Origin of the sequence: Proteus sp. G2669 (genome assembly GCF_009915245.1) — a bacterium.
GTDB lineage: Bacteria > Pseudomonadota > Gammaproteobacteria > Enterobacterales > Enterobacteriaceae > Proteus.
The window spans coordinates 164,727-189,517 of record NZ_JAABLX010000017.1 but is presented as its reverse complement, the minus strand read 5'-3'; the positions used below and the strand labels follow the sequence as shown (position 1 = coordinate 189,517).

Sequence of the window (24,791 nt, the reverse complement as noted above, 5' to 3'; positions counted from 1 at the left end):
TATATATGACTTTTTGTCAAAATCAAACAGAGTGTTATTTATAAATAACAGCGATAAATAGACCTCATTTACACGCTTAAACATGTAAAATACAATAAAAACAAAGATAATCATAATGTTAAAAAAACATCATCTTGATTGGAATATATTAATTTTTACGAAAATAGACAAAATTCTGTTGTTCAGATAGTGACTTATGCGATAATAGTGCTATATTAAGCAAAGAAGCATTTTATTGTGTATTTTTTAAACTCCTTTGTATGCAATGAGTATTTGATATCATCTTTTGATATGCTATTACTTTGTTAGAAATAATAAATATAATTATTAAACTCTTTTAGCATACGGGTAAATATAAATGCCCAATCTCAAGTTTGTGTTTTTTTATTAATCCATTAATGAATTATGTGATGTGTCTCATTAATAAGTCTAACTATACGTATTTACCATTATTAATGAATATTTTCTATTAATTCAGCCACGATAAGTTATGGACGAATATTCACCAGAAAAAGTAGATTTAGCTGAATTGTCGTTTTTATGTGAAGAGCTATTGCAGCAAGCTTTAGGCTCATTAGATAAAGGCAACACCGTTTGGCACAATGATCTGAGTAGCACAAAAAGCGTTGACCTTAATGTCTTAATTGAACACATTATGGACTTTAGTTGGAAATTTAAGATTAAATACCCTGATAAACAAGTAATTAATACTCTTATAGAAGAGTACCTTGAAGAAACCTATCGTTTATTTGGTAATACATCAATTTCTTACTCAGATATCAATAATTGGAAAGAGTTAAATCATTCACTTTTAACCCTTATAGCCAAAAACCCAAAAAGTTATATTAAGTAAATTTAATTATCTTTAGTTTTATTTTAAATAATAGAGAAAAGACAACATGACTAAGACAGACTATCTAATGCGTTTAAGAAAATGTACCTCAATCGAAACATTAGAGCGAGTAATTGAAAAAAACAAATACGAACTCTCTGATGATGAGCTGGAGCTATTTTATTCAGCGGCTGATCATCGTTTAGCTGAGCTCACTATGAATAAACTCTATGACAAAATTCCAGCATCTGTTTGGAAATTTGTAAGATAATTTAGTTCTATTTAATTACCTTAGTTTTATTTTTGCTATTTTTATTTTTTATAGTAGTAGGGTTATTAGTTCTTAATTTAGATATCGTTTTTATTCACGTTTTCTTATCAGTAGAATGATTACACACCATCATGCCGTTAACTTATTACGGCATGACTGCATTATCTTACTCAAAATCCCCCTTTCATATTATAAATATCATCAGCTATTTTCTAATAATGCATCCAGACATTGAATTTATTATTTTCTACATACGTAATATTGATATTCAAAAACGGGGAAATAACACACAAAAAGCATTATTAGTTAGTGAAAAAATAAGAAGAGATAAATTTTAGAAGGCTAGAAATTGGGTGGGGCCTTGCCAGCGACATCCCGGCACACGCGACACCTGCCATGGCTGCTTCCTTCCGGACCTGACCGAGTTAACAAGTTAGCGTTGCGGGAGAACCAACAAGACCCCATAGATTGTCTTATTGCTAAGACGTCACGCATTATGTTTTAAACTCACAAAAATAGCAAGGACAGTGAGCCTAAGTGATGATTAATTACCCAAATTAAGGCTTATCTCTTATTCATCGACCTTTAACACTCTTTTTGCCTTTCTTGATATCCTCCCCGTCCTAAAGTGAAGCCATAAACAATAATCTCATTACCCATGTTCATTTATCATTAGATTGCTACCGAAGATAAAAAGGAGATTGTTTTTTTATATTCTTAGGATTGTATATAATCACTTTATAAAAAATAACCCGATCTAATGGTACAGGTACACTATGAGTCAAGCATTGAAAGATCTCATCAATTTAATGGCACTTGAAAAAATAGAAGAAGGTCTATTTAGAGGGCAAAGTGAAGATTTAGGATTACCACAAGTTTTTGGTGGTCAAGTTGTAGGACAGGCACTGTATGCAGCAAAACAAACTATTGCAGATAATCGCTATATTAATTCCTTTCACAGCTATTTTTTACGCCCCGGTGATAGCCATAAGCCTATCGTTTATGATGTAGAATTTATCCGTGATGGAGGTTCATTTAGCACTCGTAGAGTCAGTGCTATCCAACAGGGTAAGCCTATTTTCTATATGACGGTTTCTTTTCAAGAGTTTGAGGAAGGTTTTGAACATCAAGATGCAATGCCTGATGTTCCTTTTCCCGATGAGCTTATCTCACAAGATGATATTTTGAAAAAATTGGCACCTAAATTACCAGAGCCGATTAAATCTTTAGCATTACGAGAAACTCCTTTTGAAGCACGCCCAGTACAATACTTTAGCCCTTTTGGCTATTCTAAAGCACCCGCTGAACGCTATGTTTGGTATCGCAGCCGTGGTGAAATGCCATCAGATCCTTTTTTACATCAATATATGTTGGGCTATGTTTCTGATTTTGACTTCTTACCCACAGCTCTCCAACCTTATGGTTTAGGATTTATGGATCCAAGCCTTCAAGTAGCGACAATAGACCATTCAATGTGGTTTCACCGTCCATTCCGCATTGATGATTGGTTACTGTATGTGATTGAAAGCCCATCGGCATCAGGAGGAAGAGGATTTGTTAGAGGTAAATTCTTTAACACGAATGGCCAATTAGTTGCTTCATCCGTTCAAGAGGGAGTTATTCGTCAAAAACGCCCTAAATATACAAAATAATTAAATAAGCATATTCCCCCCTCAAAAGAGGGGGAATAGACAATTACTGCTGATAAGCACGTTCACCATGAGAGGTTAAATCTAATCCATCATGCTCTTCTTCTTCAGAAACTCGTAATCCCACCAGCTTATCTGCGATTTTAAAACTAAGATAAGCTACAACTCCTGACCAAATCACTGTAATAACAACACTCATTAACTGTATTAAAACTTGCTTGCTTAATGTCATACCATCGCTATAGCCCACTCCCCCTAAAAATGAAGCCGTAAATATCCCCGTTAATAAACATCCCGCAATGCCACAAGTTCCATGAATGCCAAAAACATCACAAACATCATCAGCTTTTAGCCACCGTTTTAAAATAACAACACCCCAAAGTCCGATAATTCCACCTGTAACACCAATAAATAATGCGCCCATAACACCGACAGTGCCTGCAGCTGGCGTAATCGCCACCAGTCCAGCAATACAACCAGAGCAACTGCCTAACATTGATGGTTTTCCTCTAGTGATCCATTCTGATGCAGTCCAAGAAAGCACTGCCCCTGCTGTTGCAATCACTGTATTCAAAAATGCTAAGGCTGCAATTGCATTTGCACTTCCCGCAGAGCCTGCATTGAAACCAAACCAACCAATATAAAGCACAGCCGTTCCAATAAATACCATTGGTAAATTATGAGGCTTAAGGGCTAAGTGTTGATAATCACGTCGCTTACCGAGTAAGTAAGCACCAACAAGGGCAGCAACAGCTGCATTGATATGAACCACGGTTCCGCCTGCAAAATCAAGTGCGCCATCATCAATTAGCCAGCCACCTTCTCCCCATACCATATGAGCGATCGGAATATAAGAAAACGTAAACCAAATAACCGTAAAAATAACCAACGCTGAAAAACGGATACGCTCACCCAGTGCTCCAACAATCAAGGCAATCGTTATTACAGCAAAAGAGCCTTGAAAAGCAATGTGTACATATTGATTAATTGAACCTGAAACTGACGCCAAAGAAATATTACTTAAGAAAGTAAGTGACCACCCACCCCACACTTTATTACCCGCAGTAAAAGCTAAACTGTAGCCAAAAGTTATCCAAAGAATGATCACAACACTAAAGATCATCATCACTTGTGTTATCAATGAAAGTACGTTTTTACTTCTCAGTAATCCCCCATAAAACAGGGCAATACCAGGGATAGTCATAAAAAAGACCAGTGCAGTGCAAATCAACATAAAACCATTATCAGCTTTATTGATAACCGAGATTTCAGAGGCAAATGCTGATAAAGAAAAGTTTGTAAGCACTAACATTAATAATAAAGAAAGTAAGCTTTTCATCGAAATTCTCCTTTAAAGAGCCTCATCATCAAATTCACCCGTACGAATACGAACAGCTTGTAATAATTCCAAAACAAAAATTTTGCCATCCCCCACTTTGCCCGTATCTGTCGCTTGCATAATCGTTTGTATAACAGGCTCAAGTTGCTCATCACTAATGGCGAGTTCTATTTTCACTTTGGGAAGAAAATTAACTTCGTATTCGGCCCCTCGATAAAGCTCTGCATGCCCTTTCTGCCGCCCATATCCCTTTACTTCACTGATTGTCATCCCTTTTATACCTAACTCAGAAAGTAACTCTCTGACCTCTTCTAATTTAAATGGCTTAATTATGGCGATGATATATTTCATATAAACCTCGTCGATGTAAGAAAGAACAATGTTTATAGAGCAAAAGACATGCCAATTTTTAATGTATTGATATTTAAATAAAAATTTTAATTATTGAAAAATAAAACCAATAAATTCACCGTATTGGTGCAGACATAAACCTGCTATTTTGATAAAAGCAAAATAGTTGGGAAATAAAAAAGGGCACATAATTTTATGTGCCCTCTAAAAAAATCAAATATTAATTTTAAGTCAATTATTCTACTTCAACAGGATCTTGTTCTTGTAAAGATTCTCTAACCTGCTGTAATTGAAACATATTATAGTATCGCCCTTTTTGTGAGAGTAATTCCATGTGATCACCCTGCTCAACAATTGCACCACGATGAAGCACCACGATTTCATTGGCTTCAATAATAGTTGAAAGTCGATGAGCAATAACAATCAGGGTTGTTTTTTCTCTTACTACTTTTAATGCTTTCTGGATGGCTTGCTCTGTTCCTGAATCAATATTTGCTGTTGCTTCATCAAGAATAAGAATACGAGGTGGTATTAATAATACACGAGCTAATGCAAGTAACTGTTTTTGCCCCGCAGATAAGCGACTACCTTGTTCGCCAAGTTCTGTTTGTAATCCTTCTGGTAATGCTTTAGCCCATTGATCAAGCTGTACTGTTTCTAATACCTGCCATAAATGTGACTCTTCACATTCTCGCCCTAATGTAATGTTGTCATACAACGAACCTGATAATAAAACCGGATCTTGCTGCACCATAGCAATACCACTACGCAATGCATAATGAGAATAATCCTCTAAAGGTTGCCCATCTAAATAAATATTCCCTTTTTGCCAAGGGTAATTTCCCATCAACAGACTTGCTAACGTACTTTTACCACTCCCTGTATGTCCAACAAATGCCACAAAATGGCGAGAAGGAATAGTTAAATTGATATCTTTTAATACCCATTGTTCATCACGATAGGCAAACCATAAGGAATTAACATCAATATTGCCTTGGGTAATGATATGTGATGATGAGCCGTAATGTTGTGTAGGTGCATCCATCAATTCAAAAACACGTTCACCTGAAACAACCGCTTGTTGCAAAATGGACTGCTGTGATGTCAATGTGATTAACGGTTCATTTAATCGCCCCAAATAGCTAATAAACGCATAAATCACCCCAACACCAATAACCGCACTGCCTTGATAGCCAAATAGCATCAATAAGCCACATAAAACCAACGCAGAGAGCATACTTAGCAAAGGGCGCAATAACAGCCCATCGAGTTTTAATGCTTTCATACGGGCTTGATAATGCTGCCAGCTATCATCCGACATTCTTTGACCAAATCGAGCTTGTTGCCTAAATTGCTGGATCACTGACATTCCATTGATAACTTCATGGAAACCATCATTAATATTGGCAAGAAAATGGCGTACATTACGGACTATTGGTGTACTGAGCCGCTGATAAAGCATCATCACACCAATAACTGCTGGGAAGATAGTCATCGCTACCAATGCCATTTGCCACTCTAATAAGAACATAGCAATTAACATAACAACCACTAACGCAATGGCACGGAACAATGTCGGTAAGACGTTAACAAACAAATCTTTAATTGTTTCGGTATCATTCGTTACACGAGAAATTAATTGGCCTACGGGTTGATTATCAAAAGCACTTAATGGCTGTTTTAGTGCCGCGCTCATCACATCTGTGCGTAATTGTTGTACAACCCCAACAGCTGCATGATTAAATACAATTGCCTGATAATAATGAAGTGTCGCAGCTATTATTTGTAAAAGAATAAACGCCAATGCCAAACCTAATGAAGATGTTAATTCAACATTATTCGTAGCCACTTTTTGATCAATGAAATAACCAACAATTAATGGGCCACCCACCTCTGCAACTGCGGCTACCCACAACATAATGACGCCCCATGTCATAGGCTTGCGATAGGTTTTACCATAAGTTAAAAGACGCTTTAATGCAGGGAATAGCGCTTTAACGGATTTATTTTTACTTATCGTCATCCAGCGCGGCCTCTAATTGCTGATAATGGTACATATCTTGATACCAACCAGGTATTGAAATTAATTGTTGATGCGTACCTTGTTCTACAATTTCGCCTTGTTTTAGCACTAGGATATTAGTAGCACCAACCAAAGCAGATAAACGATGTGCACTGATAATCAACGTTCTATCTTTTCGCCATTGCGACAAATTTTGTAAAATTTGATATTCAGTTTGTCCATCAACGGCAGATAATGCGTCATCTAATAACAAAATTTCCGCATCTAAGAGTAGCGCTCGCGCAATAGAAATACGCTGTTTTTGCCCACCAGATAGCATCACACCTTTTTCACCTACCTGCGTTTGATACCCTTCAGGTAAACGCAGAATATCGTCATGAATATTGGCCAATTTAGCTACCGCTTCAATTTCGTCTTTAGTTGCATTAGGACGCCCTAATGCAATATTTCCTGCAATGGTATCTGAAAATAAAAAAGGTGTTTGATTAACCACAGCTAAACGCGCTCGCCATTCATCGAGTTTTAATTGATAAATAGGTATGGATTGAAAACAAATTTCACCTTCAGTTACATCGTAAAGTCGTTGAATAACGGTAAGTAGTGTACTTTTTCCACTTCCAGTCATCCCGCAAATTCCCAACATATCGCCAGGAGATAAGGTGAAATGAATATTCTTAAGCACATCCGTTGTTTGTTCAGGATACTGAAAGCGGTCGATATCAACAGACAATATCCCTCGACCTTGTTTTGGTGATAAATCACCATCAATCATATCGAGTTTTTCATTCAATAAGCTATTAATTCGGCTATAGGCAGCACTACCACGTTCAACAATATTAAACATCCATGCCAGCGCTAGCATAGGCCAAATCATTTGACCTAAATACATAACAAAACTGGTTAACTCACCTAATGTCATTTTGTCATTGAGTACCAAATAACTCCCACCAGCAACTGCGAGTAAATTAGCAAAACCGATCGCCATAAAAATGGTGGGATCAAACAAAGCATCAATTCTCGCAACTCGCATATTTTGACGCCCAGTTTCTTTTGCAACATCATCGAAACGAGAAGCATGCTGTTGTTCAAGTCCAAATGATTTGATCATGCGAATACTACTCAGGCTTTCTTGTGCTTGATTATTCAGTGAAGAAAAAAGTGCCTGAGCAGTTTTAAAACGGCTATGTAACTTATCACCATAACGTTTAATCAAAATGGCCATTAGTGGCATAGGTAATAGTGAAATTAGTGTCAGCTCCCAGCTTAACTGGATGCTCATCATCACAAGTACAGCAAGTCCCATTACCATTGAATCAACTAAAGTTAGAACGCCTTCTCCAGCTGCAAAAACGACTTTATCAACGTCATTCGTGGTACGAGCGATCAAATCGCCAGTACGATAACGATGATAGAAAGAAGAGGATTGCTGATTAAGCTGTTGGTAAATCTGCATTCGCAGTTTTACGGCTAATTGATAAGAAGCACCAAATAACCAAAGTCGCCAAAAATAACGCAAAAGATAAACCGCGAGGGCAATTAACACCATCACGCCAACCCAATTCATTACTTGGCTAAACGACAGACTATGGTTATCAACACCATCCACAATGATCCCTACAATTTTAGGAGGGATCACCTGTAATACTGCGATAACCATCAATAAAAAAATAGCACCGACATAACGACGCCATTCACTGAGGAAATACCAACTGAGCTGTGAAAATAGAGCCACGCCTTAAATCCTAAGGTTATACAAAAAATAAAAGTGCCAGTTGGTAAAGATGAACCTTATTCAGGTATCGGCATTGCCGTTGTGTATTTAATTTTTTCCATTGCGAAGTTAGAAGTCACGTCAATAAGACCTGGTACACCATTAACCATACGCTTATAAAACAAGTCGTAACTTTTCATGTCTACCACTTCAACATGCATTAGATAATCACACTCACCCGCCATTCGATAGAATGTCAGTACTTCTGGCATTTGCTTAACAAATGAAACAAATTGTTCGTACCATTCGCTATTATGTTGCTGTGTTCTAATCATAACAATAACTGTTAGACCTAGCCCAATTTTTTCACTATCAAGTAGGGCAACTCGCTTACGAATATACCCTTCATCCTCAAGTCGTTTCAATCGTTTCCAGCAAGGCGTTGAGGTTAGGTTAACAGCCTCAGCCAAAGTATTCAGTGAGAGGCTTGAATCTTCCTGTAATAGCGCTAATAATTTACGGTCAATCTTATCTAACATAGATACTCCTTCAAAATATGCCCCTACAAAAAATAATGATAACCTGCCCCTTACTATAAGAGTAATCATCTAATGATAAATCGGTAATAAATTGTCATAATATATGTACTTTTATGCGTACTAATCCTTATGTAAATTCAATTTTCAGGAGTATTCCGATGAAAAAAACGGTCGTTGTCTTTAGCGGTGGACAAGATTCGACAACATGCCTTATTCAAGCAAAAGAAAAGTACGATGAAGTACATTGCATTACATTTAATTATGGGCAACGCCATAAAGAAGAAATTGAGGTAGCACAAAGAGTAAGTCAATTACTGGGGGCAACTGCGCATAAAGTTTTGGATGTAAATTTACTCAATGAACTCGCTATCAGTAGCTTAACTCGCGACAATATACCTGTCCCTGATTTCAAAGAAAGTGAAGAAAGTGATATTCCAAGTACCTTTGTACCGGGTAGAAATATTCTTTTCCTCACTTTAGCTGCTATTTACGCTTACCAAATTGGGGCTGAAAGTGTCATTACAGGAGTTTGTGAGACTGATTTTTCAGGCTATCCTGATTGTCGTGATGAATTTGTCAAAGCACTAAATCATGCAGTCAATTTAGGTATTGCACGTGATATTAAATTCATCACTCCATTAATGTGGCTAGATAAAGCTGAAACTTGGGCATTAGCAGATTATTACCAAAAATTAGATTTTGTTCGTCATGAAACCTTGACTTGCTATAACGGTGTTCAAGGTGATGGCTGTGGCGAATGTGCAGCTTGCCATTTAAGACAACGCGGATTAAACACTTATTTAGCTGATAAAACGCAAATCATGCAGGCAATGAAACAGAAAGTAGGGTTAAAATAGTTACTGTAATATCGTCCACTGTTTGTTATCACTGCAACTTGTTGGCTTAGGCAGTGATAACCTCTCATGTATTACCACTGCCTTAAATTACGTTAAGTTAACTCATCTTGACCGCATTATTTTTATTTATAATACGAAATCACTTCGTATTATGATGATTGGCGCACATACTCTAGTTTTTCTCTTAGCTGATCCGTTAAGGTCAGTGCTTTTTTGGTATTGATGTCTACAAGAACAAAAGTGATTAATGCATCAGAGATAAGCGCACCATCTTTTTTTCTGACTATTTTTTGAGACAGTACACCACTTTTAATTCCGACTTCAGCAACTTCACAGTCAATAATCAACTCATCACCAAGACTTGCTGGTAAGCGATAATTAATATTGATATTAGCGACCACTAACGCCAAACCATTGCGCTTAAACCAAGCAAAATCTAAATGTTGTTCAATCCAATCCCATCGGGCTTGTTCTAAAAACTCAAGGTAACGTGCATTATTCACGTGTTCAAAAACATCCAAATGAAAACCATAAACTTTAATTAATGTACTCATACAAACTCATTACCTCTTGATTGTTATATTAAAATTTTTGATAACGTTTCTTTGCGATACAATAAATATAGTCAAAAAAATAAATTTAGTAATATCTCAATTTAGCTCTTTTATCTTTCACTCCATTTAACAAATCAATTCATGGAAATGTGTTTCTCTTATTACGAAGAGAAACACAAGTTATTAAACAATATTTATCTTTTCAATAAACGTGCTACATACAATATAAAATGCAAATTAGCTCATTAGTTTATGACGATAAAATCACGATTTTGTTCGACTAATTTCATCCCTATGCCAAATACTTTTTCAAGTTGTTCAATAGAGGTAAATCGACCCAATTGTTCACGGTAATCAATAATAGCTTGAGCTTTCGCTTTACCAATACCTTTAAGCCCCATTAACTCATCAACCGTTGCTGTATTTAAATCAACCTTACCTTCTACATTTGCTTTTACTTCTTTTGCTTCTTTATCAACAGATGTGCTCGTTTCAATAGAAATCGAGGGGGTTGAAACAGGTGTTTCTTCTGCATAAGAAAGCGGTGAAAGTCCTAGTCCTAAAGCAAGGCAGATTGAAGCCATAAATCCTGATAACACTTTTTTATCCATCGTCATAATCATAATTTCCTTTTATAAAATAATTTTAAATTCAATAGCAAACAGTGTTTTCTGAATGCAAAAAAATAATGACAAGATATTGATAAACCTGCAATTACATAAAAATAAAATGTCGAGAGAATAGGAAAAATAAAATGAACAAAAGCTGAGTTACAGAAAAATTATCGGGGTTGCTCTCAAATATTCTTTTTTAAGAAAAATAGATATAAACACTCAATATCAATATTTGATATTCATAAAAAAACCCAGCCTAAGCTGGGTTTCTATTAAGATTTAAAGATAACTTATTGATAATCTTTGTCAAAGATCTCAATTTTAGCGTTGTCTTTTAAGTCACGTAAAATCAGTTGTAAGGCTTCTTCGCCCATCTGTGCACGATAGAGATTAGCCATAAACTCTAATTGCTCTGATGTTGGTTTACCATCTGTCACGCTATCTAATTGAATAAAGACAACCTTAGTGCCTGGCACATTAGTCATACCATATTCTTTTTTGCCGTCAGCAGGTTTAGGCATAGCAAAAATAGCGGTTTGAACTGCATCTGTCGCAGATGAATGAACAATGCTTTCCACATCACCAAAGGAAAGGTTAGCCACTTTTAGTGCTTCATCACCTTTGCCTTCTTTTAACGCAGCTAAAATTTTCTGCGCCTGTGTATTCATTGCTTGCGATGCTTTTTGCTGTTTAACAAGCATAACAACTTGATCACGCACTTTATCTAACGGTAGGCTTGCAGAAGGCTTATAACCCTCTACGCGCACGACAAATGCACTATCATTACCTAACGTCACCATATCTGAGTTCATGCCCATAGGGCCATTTTCATCAACTAATGAGCCACCAAAAATTAATTGGGTCAGTTTTTCATTATTTAATGGTGCTGGTACGCTATTTTCATCAAACCAATCTGTATCAACAACTGTCACATTACCCGCTTTAGCAGCAGGTGCTAATGTGTCGTTATCATTAGAGGCAGCCTGACTCACGCGTTGTTGCAATGCAAAGAAATCATCGATAGCTTTATTTTCGCGCATTTTTGCCAGTAAATCTGTTTTCACTTCGTCAAACGGTTTTACGACAGATTGTTTAATATCATCAAGGCGGAAAATTGCGTAACCATTGCTGATTTTAACAGGCGCAGAAAGTTGGCCTTTTTCTGTCAAGCTCGCATTAGCCAGTTCTGGTAATTCTTGCCCGATAGTTATCCAACCTAAAGAACCATTTTGTTTGGCGGAGAAAGCATCGACTGATTTCTCTTTGACTAACGTAACGAAGTCTGCACCTTTTTTCAGCTCTTCTTCTGCTGCTTTTGCGGCAGCTTCATCAGCTAATACTAAGATGCTGTATTGTTTCTGTCCCGCAGCAGTAAATTCATCGATGTTGCTGTCGTAATACGCTTTTGCTTCATCATCGGTAATATTAATACTATTAAGATCTTTTTGAGCATTTAATTGAATATAACTGACTTTAAATTGCTCTGGCGCGATAAACATTTGGTTATTTTGTTCATAGAACGCCTTCACTTCGTCGTCTGATGCCGTTTCTTTTTCAAGGAATGGCTGAATATCTAATGACGCTAAGCGTACGTTACGACTTTGCAGCATCAGTCCTGCAAATTCTTTAACTTCACTCTCTAAGGCAAAATCAGTGCCTTGGATAGAGAATCTTAATTGCTGATTGATCAGATTTTGGCGAATACCTTCAGCAAATGCATCTGCATCAATATTATTGCCTTTCAATAAATCGACGTATTTTTTATTGTCAAATTTACCATCAGTTTGAAAGTAAGGAAGCGCAAAAATTGCATCTCTAATTTGTTGATCGCCCGCTGAAATACCAAGATTTTGTGCAAATTGATCTAGTAATGCTTGATTAATAAGCAAATCAAGTGATTGTTGGCGGATTAGTTTCTGACCTTCTTCTGATGAAGCAAGAGCAGCAAAGTTTTCACCCATATCTTGTTGTAACTGAGCGCGACGTTGTTGGTAAGTTTGCTCTAATTGAGAACGGCTAATTTTATACCCGTTAACTTCCGCAGCATCATTAACGCCAGAACTAAAGAGATATCCGCCCACACCAGTTAGGACGAAAGAGAGGATGATCACAGCTAATAATATCTTGATAAATGGATTATTAGCAGTTGAACGAATGTTGTCCATCATAACGAGACGAGGCTCCGTTTGGTGAAATAAAAATTATTTTTATGAGTGTTACACGACTATTTTGAGCACAGCGAAAAGATAATATGCCCATGCTGGCTTAATATCAAAATATCGCGACACGCGACAATCGTTAAAAACAGCCAGTCCCGTATTCAATGTGCAGTCTTAAACACGCACTTTCTATCACTAAGAAAACTAAACAGCATTATTTGATTCATTGATTACGATAACCATTTAACTCACCACTGAATCATTCATTGTTGTCTATTTCAGTTATAGAACAACGCGACATTCTATCAAATGACTACTTTAGTTTCACGTCTTATCGCCAGAGAATTCAAGGTTTAATCGTGATTTAACACCTAAAAAAAGAAAAGCGCATCTCAAAAAGATGCGCTTCATTTTTTAATTGAGTCGTTTTCTGTTTATCCATAACGTTAAGTTAATAACCCTTTGGCAGAAAGTTCGTTCAACTATTATTGATTAACTGCGTCTTTTAAGCCTTTACCTGCACGGAATGCAGGAACTTTTGCAGCTTCAATTTGAATTTCTTTACCAGTTTGTGGGTTACGGCCAGTACGAGCTGCACGATCACGTACAGTAAAAGTACCGAAACCTACTAATGCTACATCATCACCTTTTTGTAAAGATTCAGTGATAGAAGCAACCAGAGCATCTACAACACGACCAGCTGCCGCTTTTGAGATATCTGCATTTGCAGCAATTTTGTCGATCAGTTGAGTTTTATTCACGCTTTCATCCCCATAATTTTATGCGTTATTTTTCACCATTAATGGCAAATTTTGCAAACGTCGTTATATCAAGCCTTTTTAGATATAGCAAGACCGATAAAACAGCATTATTAATTAAAATCCCCATTAAATTAGCGACACAAAAAAAGGCTGGCAAGCTTTTATTACTTATCCAGCCTTTTTTTTAGCTATAATTTATGACTAGCATCACTTTTTAGTGTGATTTATCCGTCACAATTTCCATGCCAAACGGCGAGTTTTGTAGGGCTAACGATAAAACTTCCTCAATTGTTTTCACCGGGTGAATATCCAGGTCAGCAACAATATTTTCAGGAATTTCTTCTAAATCACGTTTATTTTCATCTGGGATAAGAACAGTCTTAATTCCACCACGATGTGCAGCAAGTAACTTTTCTTTCAGTCCGCCAATTGGCAATACTTGTCCGCGTAACGTAATTTCGCCCGTCATTGCAACATCCGAACGTACAGGGTTACCTGTTAGGCTTGATACCAATGCAGTACACATTGCGATACCCGCACTTGGACCATCTTTTGGTGTCGCACCTTCAGGAACGTGTACGTGCATATCACGTTTTTCATAGAAATCGCTATTGATACCCAGTTTATCCGCACGAGCACGAACAACTGTCATTGCTGCTTGGATAGACTCTTGCATAACTTCACCTAAAGAACCGGTGAATGTTAGTTTGCCTTTACCTGGTACACTAGCTGTTTCAATTGTCAGTAGGTCACCACCAACTTCTGTCCATGCAAGTCCTGTCACCATACCTACTCGGTTTTCAGTATCAGCACGACCGTAGTCCACTTTACGAACACCTAAATAGTCTTTGAGATTATCTTCGTTAATCTCAATATGTTTGATTGTGCTATCCATCAGCAGTTGTTTCACTGCTTTACGACATAATTTAGAAATTTCGCGTTCTAAACTACGCACACCCGCTTCACGAGTGTAATAACGAATAATGCCCATAATGGCGCTGTCATGGATTGTCAGCTCACTTGGTTTTAATGCATTACGTTCAATCTGTTTTGGTAACAAGTGCTGTTTAGCGATGTTCAGCTTTTCATCTTCGGTATAACCCGATAAACGAATAACTTCCATACGATCTAACAACGGTGCCGGTATGTTCATGGAGTTAGATGTCGCCACAAACATAACATCAGACAGATCGTAATCAACTTCCAAATAATGGTCGTTAAATGCGATATTCTGTTCTGGATCTAACACCTCTAGCAGTGCAGATGCAGGATCGCCTCGCATGTCTGATGACATCTTATCAATTTCATCTAATAGGAAAAGTGGGTTTTTCACACCAACTTTTGCCATTTTCTGAATTAATTTACCAGGCATAGAACCAATGTAAGTACGACGGTGACCACGGATTTCAGCTTCATCACGTACACCACCTAACGCCATACGAACATATTTACGGCCTGTTGCTTTAGCAATAGATTGGCCCAGAGAGGTTTTACCCACACCTGGAGGTCCAACCAAGCACAGAATTGGTCCTTTGATTTTGCTAACACGAGACTGTACCGCGAGATATTCAAGGATACGCTCTTTAACACGTTCTAAACCATAATGGTCAGTATCAAGCACTTCTTGCGCTTTCACTAAGTCTTTTTTAACTTTGCTACGGCTATTCCAAGGAACTTGAACCATCCAATCGATATAGCTACGTACAACTGTAGCTTCTGCTGACATTGGCGACATCATTTTTAATTTCTGAAGTTCTGCTTCTGTCTTTTCTTTTGCCTCTTTTGGCATTTTTGCAGCGTCGATTTTACGTTTCAGCGATTCCATTTCATCAGGTGCATCATCCATCTCACCTAACTCTTTTTGGATCGCTTTCATTTGTTCATTGAGATAATACTCTCGCTGACTTTTTTCCATCTGCTTTTTAACACGGTTACGAATGCGTTTTTCGACTTGTAGCAGATCGATTTCTGATTCCATCATCGCCATTAAGTACTCTAGGCGTTCAGTCACATCAGACATTTCAAGTACAGCTTGCTTATCTTTCAGTTTCAGCGGCATATGAGAAGCAATGGTATCTGCTAATTTTGCTGATTCTTCGATAGCATGTAATGAAGCCAATACTTCTGGCGGAATTTTTTTATTCAGTTTGATATAACCTTCAAACTGATTAATCGTTGTACGATTTAAGACTTCTTGTTCACGCTCATCAACCGCTGGCGTTTCAAGGTATTCTGCTTTCGCCTGAAAGTACTCACCATTATCAGATAACATCGTAATTTTGGCACGACGAATACCTTCAACAAGGACTTTTACTGTTCCATCAGGCAATTTTAGCATCTGTAAAACAGACGCCACTGTACCAACAGAAAAAAGATCATTAACACCTGGTTCGTCAGTAGATGCATCTTTCTGCGCAACCAGCATAATTTGTTTGTTGTCGTTCATCGCCGCTTCTAAGCAATGAATTGATTTTTCACGACCAACGAACAACGGGATTACCATATGTGGATATACAACAACATCACGTAGTGGCAATACAGGTATTTCAATACATTCTGGACGCTCAGGATTCATAGAGCTCTCTCTTCGTTTTTAGCTTAACGCTTTTACAGGTAATTTTATTCGCATGTCACCAAATAAAATTAATTCCACGGATTGTCAAAATATATAAGGGCACTTTTCTGACATTCAATAGCCTTACCCATTAAAAAAACAAAATGAGGGAAAATTCCCTCATTTTTATTGCGTTGGCGCGCTTTATCTTAAATTTCTCGTCTATTTAAGAGAAAATTACAGATAATGTCAGATAAGAGACATTGCCAAATTACGATGCATTATTCACCTGATGCCTGGTTTTCTGGTTGACTATAAATAATCAACGGCTCAGATTTTCCATTGATGACACCTTCATCAATAACAACTTTCTCTGCATTTTCAAATGAAGGAAGGTCATACATCGTATCAAGTAATGCAGCTTCAACAATTGAGCGTAAACCACGAGCACCTGTTTTACGCACCATGGCTTTTTTCGCGATTGCAGTCAGCGCTTCTTTACGGAATTCTAAATCCACTCCTTCTAACTTAAATAATGCCTGATATTGTTTTGTCAGTGCATTTTTAGGTTCTTGTAAGATTTGGATCAGTGCATCTTCGTTTAACTCACCTAATGTCGCAACAACAGGTAAACGTCCAATAAATTCGGGAATAAGTCCAAATTTAATCAGATCTTCTGGTTCAACTTGGGCTAATAATTCACCTTCGCTGGCTTTTTCTTTTTGGCTTTTGACTTCTGCACCAAAACCAATACCAGAGTGTGTATTTAAACGTTGTGCAACAACTTTATCAAGGCCAGCAAATGCACCACCACAAATAAAGAGGATTTTAGAGGTATCAACCTGTAAAAACTCTTGTTGTGGGTGCTTACGTCCACCTTGTGGAGGAACTGAAGCCACCGTTCCTTCAACTAGTTTCAATAATGCTTGCTGTACACCTTCACCAGACACATCGCGTGTGATTGATGGGTTTTCAGATTTACGAGTGATCTTGTCAATTTCATCAATATAAACAATACCACGTTGTGCTTTTTGCACATCGTAATCACATTTTTGTAGCAGTTTTTGAATAATGTTTTCAACATCTTCGCCCACATAGCCTGCTTCTGTCAGCGTAGTGGCATCTGCCATAGTAAAAGGAACATCTAGGTAGCGTGCTAATGTTTCTGCTAATAGCGTTTTACCACTACCAGTAGGTCCAATCAGCAAAATATTACTTTTTCCTAGCTCAACACCATTGGCTTTATCGCCATTACGCAGGCGTTTATAGTGATTATAAACGGCAACAGCCAGAACTTTTTTAGCCAATTCTTGACCGATAACATAGTCATCAAGGTGCTTACGAATTTCATGTGGCGTCGGCAATTCACTGCGTTCATGATGAGGCGCCAGTTCTTTTATTTCTTCACGAATGATATCGACACAAAGATCAACACATTCATCACAGATATAAACCGACGGACCAGCAATCAATTTCTTTACTTCATGCTGGCTTTTACCGCAGAAAGAGCAATACAGAAGCTTCCCTGAGCTATCTTTGCGCTTATCTGTCATCAGTCAACCTCACTTAGTTATTCTTCTTATCAGGTTATAAGAAGAAGAAAGACTTTTTTACATAGATATTGCTAGCCGTTTCCTTTGGATTAAAGGCTAACAAAGAAAACGTATTAATTCATTTGCTATTACAACGTGCTGTAATTAACTACGTTGTGTATAGACTTTGTCCACTAATCCGTATTCTAACGCTTCGTTAGCGGATAAGAAACGATCGCGCTCAGTGTCTCTTTCTATTTCTTCAATAGATTTACCCGTATGCTGAGCCATTAATTCATTCATACGCGATTTTACTTTCAAAATTTCTTGCGCATGAATTTGAATATCTGTTGCCTGACCTTGGTAACCACCTAATGGTTGGTGGATCATCACACGAGAGTTAGGTAAGCAAATACGTTTACCCTTTGCACCAGCTGATAATAAGAAAGCGCCCATTGAACACGCTTGTCCCATACAAATCGTGCTGACATCCGCTTTGATGTACTGCATGGTGTCATAGATGGACATACCCGCAGTAATCACACCACCTGGTGAATTAATATATAAATTGATGTCTTTTTCTGGGTTTTCTGCTTCTAAAAACAGCATTTGAGCGACGATCAGATTAGCCATGTGATCTTCAACTTGGCCAGTCAGGAAAATGATACGTTCTTTTAATAAACGTGAATAAATGTCGTAAGAACGCTCTCCTCGCGAAGTTTGCTCTATAACCATCGGCACCAGAGCCATATTAGGTGCGAATTGTTCCTGTGTGTCGTTAAATGACATGTCTGTCTCCTATTGCATTCTTATTGGTGCCAATGACAACAATTTTACTTGAGATAATTGATCATGACCATTTCTAATGATCTAATCTCTCACAAGACATTCAAGGCGCCTCGCGAGGAGTGATAAAGAGAATATAGAATTATCTGGAGATAATCGCTCAGATTTCAAGGCTAATTTTGATAAATATATACAAACTGAAAAAAACCCGTGGTAAAAACCACGGGTTTTTGCTTAAAACCGATATCGCGGTTAAAAATTAACCCATTTGAACTTCGTTCATCAGTTCAGTGAAGTTAGTCTCTTTTTCAGTTACTTTAGCATTTGCTAAGATTTTTTCTACCGCTTGCTCTTCTAATGCAAGATTACGGATGTTATTCATCAGTTGTTCGTTCTTGTTGTAGAACTCAACAACTTCTGATGGATCTTCGTAAGCTGAAGCCATTTCGTCGATCAGTGTATTAACACGCTCGTCTTCTGCTTTCAGTTCATTACTATTGATCACTTCACCTAACAATAATCCAACGATTACACGACGTTTAGCTTGTTCTTCGAACAGTTCACGTGGTAATTGCAGAGCTTGTTTCTCGTCGCCACCAAAGCGTTGAGCTGCTTGACGTTGCAGAACTTCAATTTCGCTGTCTACAGCGGCTGCTGGTACGTCAACTTCGTTTGCTTTAACTAAGCCATCAATAACTTGTGTTTTAACACGAGTACGGATTGCATTTTTCAGTTCACGTTCCATGTTTTTACGTACTTCTGCACGTAAACCATCAACAGAACCATCAGCAATACCAAAACGCTTGATGAACTCTTCAGTTAATTCTGGCAGTTCACGCTCTTCAACTTTTTTCAGGTTGATAGCGAATTGTGCTTTTTTACCTTTCAGGTTTTCAGCGTGGTAATCTTCTGGGAAAGTCACATCGACTGTGAATTCTTCGCCAGCTTTATGACCGATAACGCCTTCTTCAAAACCTGGGATCATACGACCTTGACCCATTGCCAGTACGAAATCTTCAGCTTTTCCGCCTTCGAATTCTTCACCGTCAATAGAACCATTGAAATCAACAGTTACACGATCTTCTGCTGCAACTTCGCCGTCTTTGTCTTTCCACTCTGCTTGTTGCTTACGCAGTGTTTCTAACATGTTATCAACGTCTTCGTCTTTAACTGTGACAACGGGTTTTACAACTTCAATGCTTTCCAGACCTTTCAGTTCGATTTCTGGGAAAACTTCGAATTCCACAGAGTAAACAAAGTCTTCACCTTCTTTGTATTGCTCTGGTTTGTAGTCAGGCGCGCCAACTGGGTTTACTTTGTTTTCGATGATAGCGTTAATGAAATTACGCGACATTAAATCACCAAGAACATCATTCAGTACAGACATACCGTAACGCTGTTTAACCATAGACATTGGAACGTGACCTTTACGGAAACCATCAATGCGAACAGTTTTAGCAGCTTTTTTCAGTTCACTGTCTACAGCAGTTTGGATATCAGCGGCTGGTACGGTGATTGTGACACGACGCCCTAGGCCTTGAGTCGTTTCAACAGAAACTTGCATCTTGTTACCTCAAAATAAGTTTTAGTGCTCGGTCTACTTTAAAGGAAACTAATATGACATTGGCATATTTAGATTTATTTTCCTTTCAGAACCGGGGCCGCCACATTTAAAAAAACGAGGATCCCTGATATCAGAAGCATCCCGAAACCTTACTGAAAATTAGACGCGACATTATAACGATCTAGAGGGGTTGAGTCGAGAAAGAGCCGTTTTATTCCTCAATTTTTTCATAAAATCGAGTAAGTCGCCCCTTTTTCCCTCTATAAAGAACAAAAAATACGCATCTTAGGATCTATTTATTCACGATTAACGATAACATTGTTAATCTTCTTGGCTCCCACCACGACATCCAGGAGAGCGTAATGCTTTATCCTGTTGTTCATTCCATTCACTCAACGTAAAAGTATGCAATGCGAGAGCATGAACACCATTTTCCATTTCATGAGCTAAGGTTTGATACACACCACGATGGCGTGAGACGCTGCGCTTGTCATTAAATTCATCACTAACAATAATGACTTTAAAGTGACTTTCAGAGCCTTCAGGCACATTATGGCGATGGCTTTCGTTTATTACTTGTAAAAAATGCGGTGAAAAGCGTGAAATCAGCTTATTCTCAATATCATCACGGATCATTTCTGCCCCTAATACTCTGCCTTTATATCATGGCGAACAAAAAATAAGTCGACCAGATTATATTGATTAAGTCTTTATCAATACAAAATGATGAACTCATTCTTTTTTATTTTGCTGATGATAATCGCTTATTTTTCATCTTGAGTAAAACCATTGGCCGAATATTGTCAAATTCACGAGCAAAAATGAGGTTAATTTGAAATAAAATCAATTGATAAAATCAGATAATTTCGTTCGTTAAAGGGATATTAGCAACTTATCAGCAGTGGTATGATAGGCTAAAGTTTGAAGCCTATTCTACTTGTTAACACAACAGACATATTTAACCGAGATTACCTCATGATTAAAAATTTACTCTGTGCTGTTTTTGCATTAACACTGCTTTCAGGTTGTGCAACTCCTAGTAATAAACTCTCTATTGAGCCTGTAATGTCAGTCCCTGCGGCCGATCCAACCATGCGCCCAATTTCACTGAATATTTCAAGCCAAGACAAACGTACATCCAAAAACCTAGCGGAGATTAACCGTAATGGAAAACTGGAAATACTTGTTCCAACTCGTGATATTGCATTTTTAATGCAAGAAGTATTGCAAAAACAAATGACAGCTCGTGGTTTTATGGTGGGTTCTCCTGCTAGCGCTGATGTAATTATTGTTATCAATAAACTCAACGCTGATGTAGGTGAAGGAAGTGTTCGCCATAATATTAGTGCGAAAGCAGATATCTCAGTTATTGTTACCTTGCCAAATGGCAGTTCTAATACCAAAACATTCCGTACTAGCTACAATGTTCAAGGGCCATTTGGTGCAACTAATGAGAAAATTGCGGCTGCAATTAATAATGTCTTAAGTGAGCTCGTTAGCGATATGGCAAAAGACGCTTCAGTCAGTCAATTTATCAAATCTAACGCCCGTTAATTTATTAGAATAAACGACCTGTTATCTTAAACAGGTCGTCGAAAGGAATTCTTGCATGGTTCAGCCTGCCTTCAAACAAACCACTTGGTACAAATCATTTATTTTACTGTTACTTGGCTTTACTTCTGGATTACCACTTGCATTAACCGCAGGTACATTACAAGCATGGATGACAGTAGAAAACATTGATTTAAAAACCATTGGTTTCTTCTCATTGGTGGGGCAAGCTTATGTCTTTAAATTCCTCTGGTCACCCTTTATGGATCGCTATACGCCCTCTTTTCTTGGGCGTCGTCGAGGATGGATGTTACTTACCCAAATAGGGTTGGTAATGGGTATTGCAGGAATGGGGTTTTTAAACCCTAATGATCATTTATGGTGGCTTGCTTCTTTAGCTGTCATTGTCGCTTTTTGTTCAGCTTCACAAGATATTGTCTTTGATGCTTATAAAACAGATATTTTAAAGGCCGATGAACGTGGTACTGGGGCGGCAGTTTCTGTATTAGGCTATCGCATTGCAATGCTTGTTTCTGGTGGTATGGCACTTTGGCTCGCTGATAAATATATTGGCTGGCAAAATATGTACTGGTTAATGGCTGCTTTAATGGGAATTGGTATTATTGCCACACTACTCGCCCAAGAGCCAGAAACTGCGGTAAAACCCCCTCGTACACTCTATGAAGCCGTAATTGAACCCTTAGCTGAATTCTTCTCTCGTAATAATGCTTGGCTTATTTTACTCCTCATTGTTCTCTATAAAATGGGCGATGCTTTTGCACTGAGTTTAAGTACCACATTCCTTATTCGTGGCGCAGGCTTTGATGCTGGAGAAGTTGGTTTAGTCAACAAAACATTAGGACTTGCTGCCACGATTATCGGTGCCTTATTAGGTGGCTTATTAATGCGCCGTTGGAGCTTATTTAAAGCACTAATGATTTTTGGAATAATGCAAGGTGGCTCAAATATTGGCTATTGGTATCTCGCTATCTCAGAACAAAACATTTATAGCATGGGTGCCGTAGTCGCTTTTGAGAATATCTGTGGAGGAATGGGTACGGCTGCATTCGTTGCACTTTTAATGACTCTTTGTCATCTTTCTTTTTCAGCAACACAATTCGCACTTCTTTCAGCGCTATCCGCCATTGGTCGTGTTTATGTAGGCCCTGTTGCGGGTTGGTATGTCGAAAGTCATGGCTGGGAGGCGTTTTATCTTTTCTCTATCGTAGCTTCAGTTCCTGGCCTTATTTTGCTGATGATTTCAAAAAATACGCTTATGTACACGCAAAAAACAGGCGAATTTCTGAGAAGAACACAATTTATAAAACAATACCGCTTTGCTCTCTATGGTTTGGTACTCGCCGTTTTCTTCTTTATTTGTAGCTTAATTCTCGTTATTACCAATTCATTATCTAGTTTAGAGATGTTCCAATCTATTGATTTTATTCAATCAATAAATAATAAATTATTAGGCCATTGGGCTTCATCACTGTTTTTATATGGTGTTGTTGTTGGTGCAATAAGCCTCGTTGTAGGCACAATATTAGATTATTTAGCACTCAGAATAACAACACATTAATTTTGTTATATTTAGTGCAGTTAACGAAAAAAGGACAGTCTAAACTGTCCTTTTTCTTTATATTTATATTAATTTTGGTATTAGTAAAAAAAGTTACTGATTATTTAAATTATCTAAATAGTCTGACTTTGACCGATTTACCTTTAATTTTACCTTGTTGTAACTGTTTCCAAGCTTGCTTAGCAATTGATTGTTTTACTGCAACATAAGCATGTGTCTGATTAATCATAATTTTGCCAATATCAGCACCATTAAGACCCATATCTCCGGTTAATGCGCCTAAAATATCGCCTGGGCGCATCTTGGCTTTTTTACCACCATCGATACATAATGTTGCCATCGTTGCTTCAAGTGGCGCAATTTGTAGACCTGTAGGAACAGGTAACCAATTTATCTTCATATGAAGCATTTCTTCTAAAGCATTAGCACGCTGAATTTCTTCTGGTGCGCAAAAGCTAATAGCCAACCCACTTTCACCCGCTCTAGCTGTTCGACCAATTCGGTGAACATGCACTTCAGGATCCCACGATAATTCGTAGTTAATCACCATTTCTAACGCTTTAATATCAAGTCCACGAGCCGCAACATCCGTTGCAACTAACACACGACAACTCCCATTAGAAAAACGAATTAAAGTTTGGTCACGTTCCCTTTGTTCCATATCACCATGTAAAGCAAGCACACTTTGATTGCTTTCTGTCAGTGTTTCATACACATCTTGGCAATCTCTTTTTGTATTGCAGAACACCACGCAGGAAGCTGGTTGTTCACGACTTAACAATTTTTGCAACAATCCGATCTTGCCATGACGAGATATTTCATAAAATTGCTGTTCAACAGCTGGGAGCTCATCAACTGAATTTATTTCAATAGTGATAGGGTTTTGCTGTATTTTACGACTGATTGCAGCGATTTCATTTGGCCATGTTGCGGAAAAAAGCAGAGTTTGGCGAATCGTTGGCATACGAGAAATAATATCATTGATATCATCAAAAAATCCCATATCCAGCATTCTGTCAGCTTCATCAAGCACTAACGTTTTTATATCATCTAAATTGACAGTCTCTTTTTTCAGATGATCAAGTAATCTACCTGGTGTTGCCACAATAATATGTGCAGCGTGAATTAATGAATCACGTTGAATACTAAAGGGAACTCCGCCACATAGAGTTAATACTTTAATATTAGGCAAATAACGAGCAAGGCGACGTAATTCATTTGCAACTTGATCGGCAAGCTCTCTTGTTGGGCATAAAATTAATGATTGGGTATTAAATTGTTTTGCATCAATATGTTGTAATACCCCCAAACCAAAAGCAGCCGTTTTACCACTACCTGTTTTTGCCTGAGCACGGACGTCTTTTCCTGCAAGAATAGCGGGTAAAGCGGCTTCTTGAACAGGAGTCATAGTTAAATAACCCAGTTCATTAAGGTTAGCGAGTTGTTCTGCAGGAAGGGCGTTAAGTTCAGCAAATGAGGTCACAATGAAAATTCCAAGTAAAGTAAAAACAAATATGGGCTAATGATACTATCCCTTTATTCTTGTGTCGTGAGGTATTTTTGCA

At 37.8% G+C, this 24,791-nt stretch carries 21 protein-coding genes and 1 other RNA gene; 6 read left to right on the top strand and 16 right to left on the bottom strand.

Annotated elements, in window-relative coordinates; genetic code table 11:
- The first annotated feature begins 490 nt into the window (after window positions 1-490).
- Window positions 491-853 (top strand): Hha toxicity modulator TomB, encoded by a 363-nt coding sequence (gene tomB, locus GWI68_RS04450; RefSeq protein WP_109407971.1) that lies wholly within the window; start codon window positions 491-493, stop codon window positions 851-853.
- Between the two features lie 46 nt (window positions 854-899).
- Window positions 900-1,103, top strand: a complete 204-nt coding sequence (locus GWI68_RS04445) for an HHA domain-containing protein (RefSeq protein WP_006535062.1) — start codon at window positions 900-902, stop codon at window positions 1,101-1,103.
- Window positions 1,104-1,462: 359 nt separating this feature from the next.
- Here GWI68_RS04445 and ffs read toward each other — a convergent pair.
- Window positions 1,463-1,559: signal recognition particle sRNA small type (gene ffs, locus GWI68_RS04440), an RNA gene on the bottom strand.
- A 320-nt stretch (window positions 1,560-1,879) separates the two neighbouring features.
- Here ffs and tesB point away from each other — a divergent pair.
- Window positions 1,880-2,755, top strand: coding sequence for an acyl-CoA thioesterase II (tesB, locus tag GWI68_RS04435; RefSeq protein WP_166539498.1), 876 nt, complete (start codon window positions 1,880-1,882; stop codon window positions 2,753-2,755).
- Window positions 2,756-2,798: 43 nt separating this feature from the next.
- Here the strand turns inward: tesB and amtB are convergent, their stop codons facing one another.
- From amtB to GWI68_RS04410, 5 genes are all read right to left on the bottom strand, one after another.
- Window positions 2,799-4,091, bottom strand: coding sequence for an ammonium transporter AmtB (gene amtB, locus GWI68_RS04430; RefSeq protein WP_166539497.1), 1,293 nt, complete (start codon window positions 4,089-4,091; stop codon window positions 2,799-2,801).
- 12 nt (window positions 4,092-4,103) lie between these two features.
- Complete coding sequence (glnK, locus tag GWI68_RS04425) at window positions 4,104-4,442, bottom strand: P-II family nitrogen regulator (protein ID WP_109407974.1); 339 nt, start codon at window positions 4,440-4,442, stop codon at window positions 4,104-4,106.
- A 235-nt stretch (window positions 4,443-4,677) separates the two neighbouring features.
- Entirely contained in the window at window positions 4,678-6,465 is a 1,788-nt protein-coding gene (locus tag GWI68_RS04420; protein ID WP_166539496.1) for a SmdB family multidrug efflux ABC transporter permease/ATP-binding protein, read from the bottom strand.
- Window positions 6,452-8,197 carry a SmdA family multidrug ABC transporter permease/ATP-binding protein gene (locus tag GWI68_RS04415; RefSeq protein ID WP_166539495.1) on the bottom strand — a complete coding sequence of 582 codons (1,746 nt, stop codon included), beginning with the start codon at window positions 8,195-8,197 and terminating at the stop codon, window positions 6,452-6,454. Before GWI68_RS04415 ends, GWI68_RS04420 begins: the two co-directional genes overlap by 14 nt.
- A gap of 56 nt (window positions 8,198-8,253) precedes the next feature.
- Window positions 8,254-8,715, bottom strand: a complete 462-nt coding sequence (locus GWI68_RS04410; RefSeq protein ID WP_036911686.1) for an Lrp/AsnC family transcriptional regulator — start codon at window positions 8,713-8,715, stop codon at window positions 8,254-8,256.
- 158 nt (window positions 8,716-8,873) lie between these two features.
- Between GWI68_RS04410 and queC the strand changes: the two genes are divergently transcribed.
- Complete coding sequence (queC, locus tag GWI68_RS04405) at window positions 8,874-9,572, top strand: 7-cyano-7-deazaguanine synthase QueC (RefSeq protein WP_166539494.1); 699 nt, start codon at window positions 8,874-8,876, stop codon at window positions 9,570-9,572.
- A 149-nt stretch (window positions 9,573-9,721) separates the two neighbouring features.
- On the opposite strand, the gene GWI68_RS04400 is transcribed toward queC, so the two are convergent.
- The 9 genes from GWI68_RS04400 to bolA all read right to left on the bottom strand — a co-directional run bounded on the left by GWI68_RS04400 (window position 9,722) and on the right by bolA (window position 20,732).
- Window positions 9,722-10,126 (bottom strand): thioesterase family protein, encoded by a 405-nt coding sequence (locus GWI68_RS04400; RefSeq protein WP_166539493.1) that lies wholly within the window; start codon window positions 10,124-10,126, stop codon window positions 9,722-9,724.
- Window positions 10,127-10,371: 245 nt separating this feature from the next.
- Complete coding sequence (locus GWI68_RS04395; protein ID WP_243733293.1) at window positions 10,372-10,743, bottom strand: helix-hairpin-helix domain-containing protein; 372 nt, start codon at window positions 10,741-10,743, stop codon at window positions 10,372-10,374.
- A 287-nt stretch (window positions 10,744-11,030) separates the two neighbouring features.
- Window positions 11,031-12,908, bottom strand: coding sequence for a peptidylprolyl isomerase (ppiD, locus tag GWI68_RS04390; RefSeq protein WP_166539492.1), 1,878 nt, complete (start codon window positions 12,906-12,908; stop codon window positions 11,031-11,033).
- Window positions 12,909-13,384: 476 nt separating this feature from the next.
- Window positions 13,385-13,660 carry a nucleoid-associated protein HU-beta gene (gene hupB, locus GWI68_RS04385; protein ID WP_036911695.1) on the bottom strand — a complete coding sequence of 92 codons (276 nt, stop codon included), beginning with the start codon at window positions 13,658-13,660 and terminating at the stop codon, window positions 13,385-13,387.
- Between the two features lie 214 nt (window positions 13,661-13,874).
- Entirely contained in the window at window positions 13,875-16,235 is a 2,361-nt protein-coding gene (lon, locus tag GWI68_RS04380) for an endopeptidase La (protein ID WP_109407980.1), read from the bottom strand.
- A 260-nt stretch (window positions 16,236-16,495) separates the two neighbouring features.
- Window positions 16,496-17,767: an ATP-dependent protease ATP-binding subunit ClpX gene (gene clpX, locus GWI68_RS04375; RefSeq protein ID WP_036932880.1), complete on the bottom strand. Its 1,272-nt coding sequence runs from the start codon at window positions 17,765-17,767 to the stop codon at window positions 16,496-16,498.
- Window positions 17,768-17,911: 144 nt separating this feature from the next.
- Window positions 17,912-18,535, bottom strand: coding sequence for an ATP-dependent Clp endopeptidase proteolytic subunit ClpP (clpP, locus tag GWI68_RS04370; RefSeq protein WP_004245088.1), 624 nt, complete (start codon window positions 18,533-18,535; stop codon window positions 17,912-17,914).
- A gap of 256 nt (window positions 18,536-18,791) precedes the next feature.
- Window positions 18,792-20,096 (bottom strand): trigger factor, encoded by a 1,305-nt coding sequence (gene tig, locus GWI68_RS04365; RefSeq protein WP_166539491.1) that lies wholly within the window; start codon window positions 20,094-20,096, stop codon window positions 18,792-18,794.
- A 321-nt stretch (window positions 20,097-20,417) separates the two neighbouring features.
- Window positions 20,418-20,732, bottom strand: a complete 315-nt coding sequence (gene bolA, locus GWI68_RS04360; protein ID WP_109407982.1) for a transcriptional regulator BolA — start codon at window positions 20,730-20,732, stop codon at window positions 20,418-20,420.
- A 339-nt stretch (window positions 20,733-21,071) separates the two neighbouring features.
- Here bolA and GWI68_RS04355 point away from each other — a divergent pair, with 339 nt between their 5' ends.
- Both GWI68_RS04355 and ampG read left to right on the top strand, forming a co-directional pair.
- Window positions 21,072-21,650, top strand: coding sequence for a YajG family lipoprotein (locus GWI68_RS04355; protein WP_109407983.1), 579 nt, complete (start codon window positions 21,072-21,074; stop codon window positions 21,648-21,650).
- 55 nt (window positions 21,651-21,705) lie between these two features.
- Entirely contained in the window at window positions 21,706-23,226 is a 1,521-nt protein-coding gene (gene ampG, locus GWI68_RS04350) for a muropeptide MFS transporter AmpG (RefSeq protein ID WP_166539490.1), read from the top strand.
- A 109-nt stretch (window positions 23,227-23,335) separates the two neighbouring features.
- On the opposite strand, the gene dbpA is transcribed toward ampG, so the two are convergent.
- Window positions 23,336-24,709, bottom strand: a complete 1,374-nt coding sequence (gene dbpA / locus GWI68_RS04345; protein WP_166539489.1) for an ATP-dependent RNA helicase DbpA — start codon at window positions 24,707-24,709, stop codon at window positions 23,336-23,338.
- Window positions 24,710-24,791: the final 82 nt, after the last annotated feature.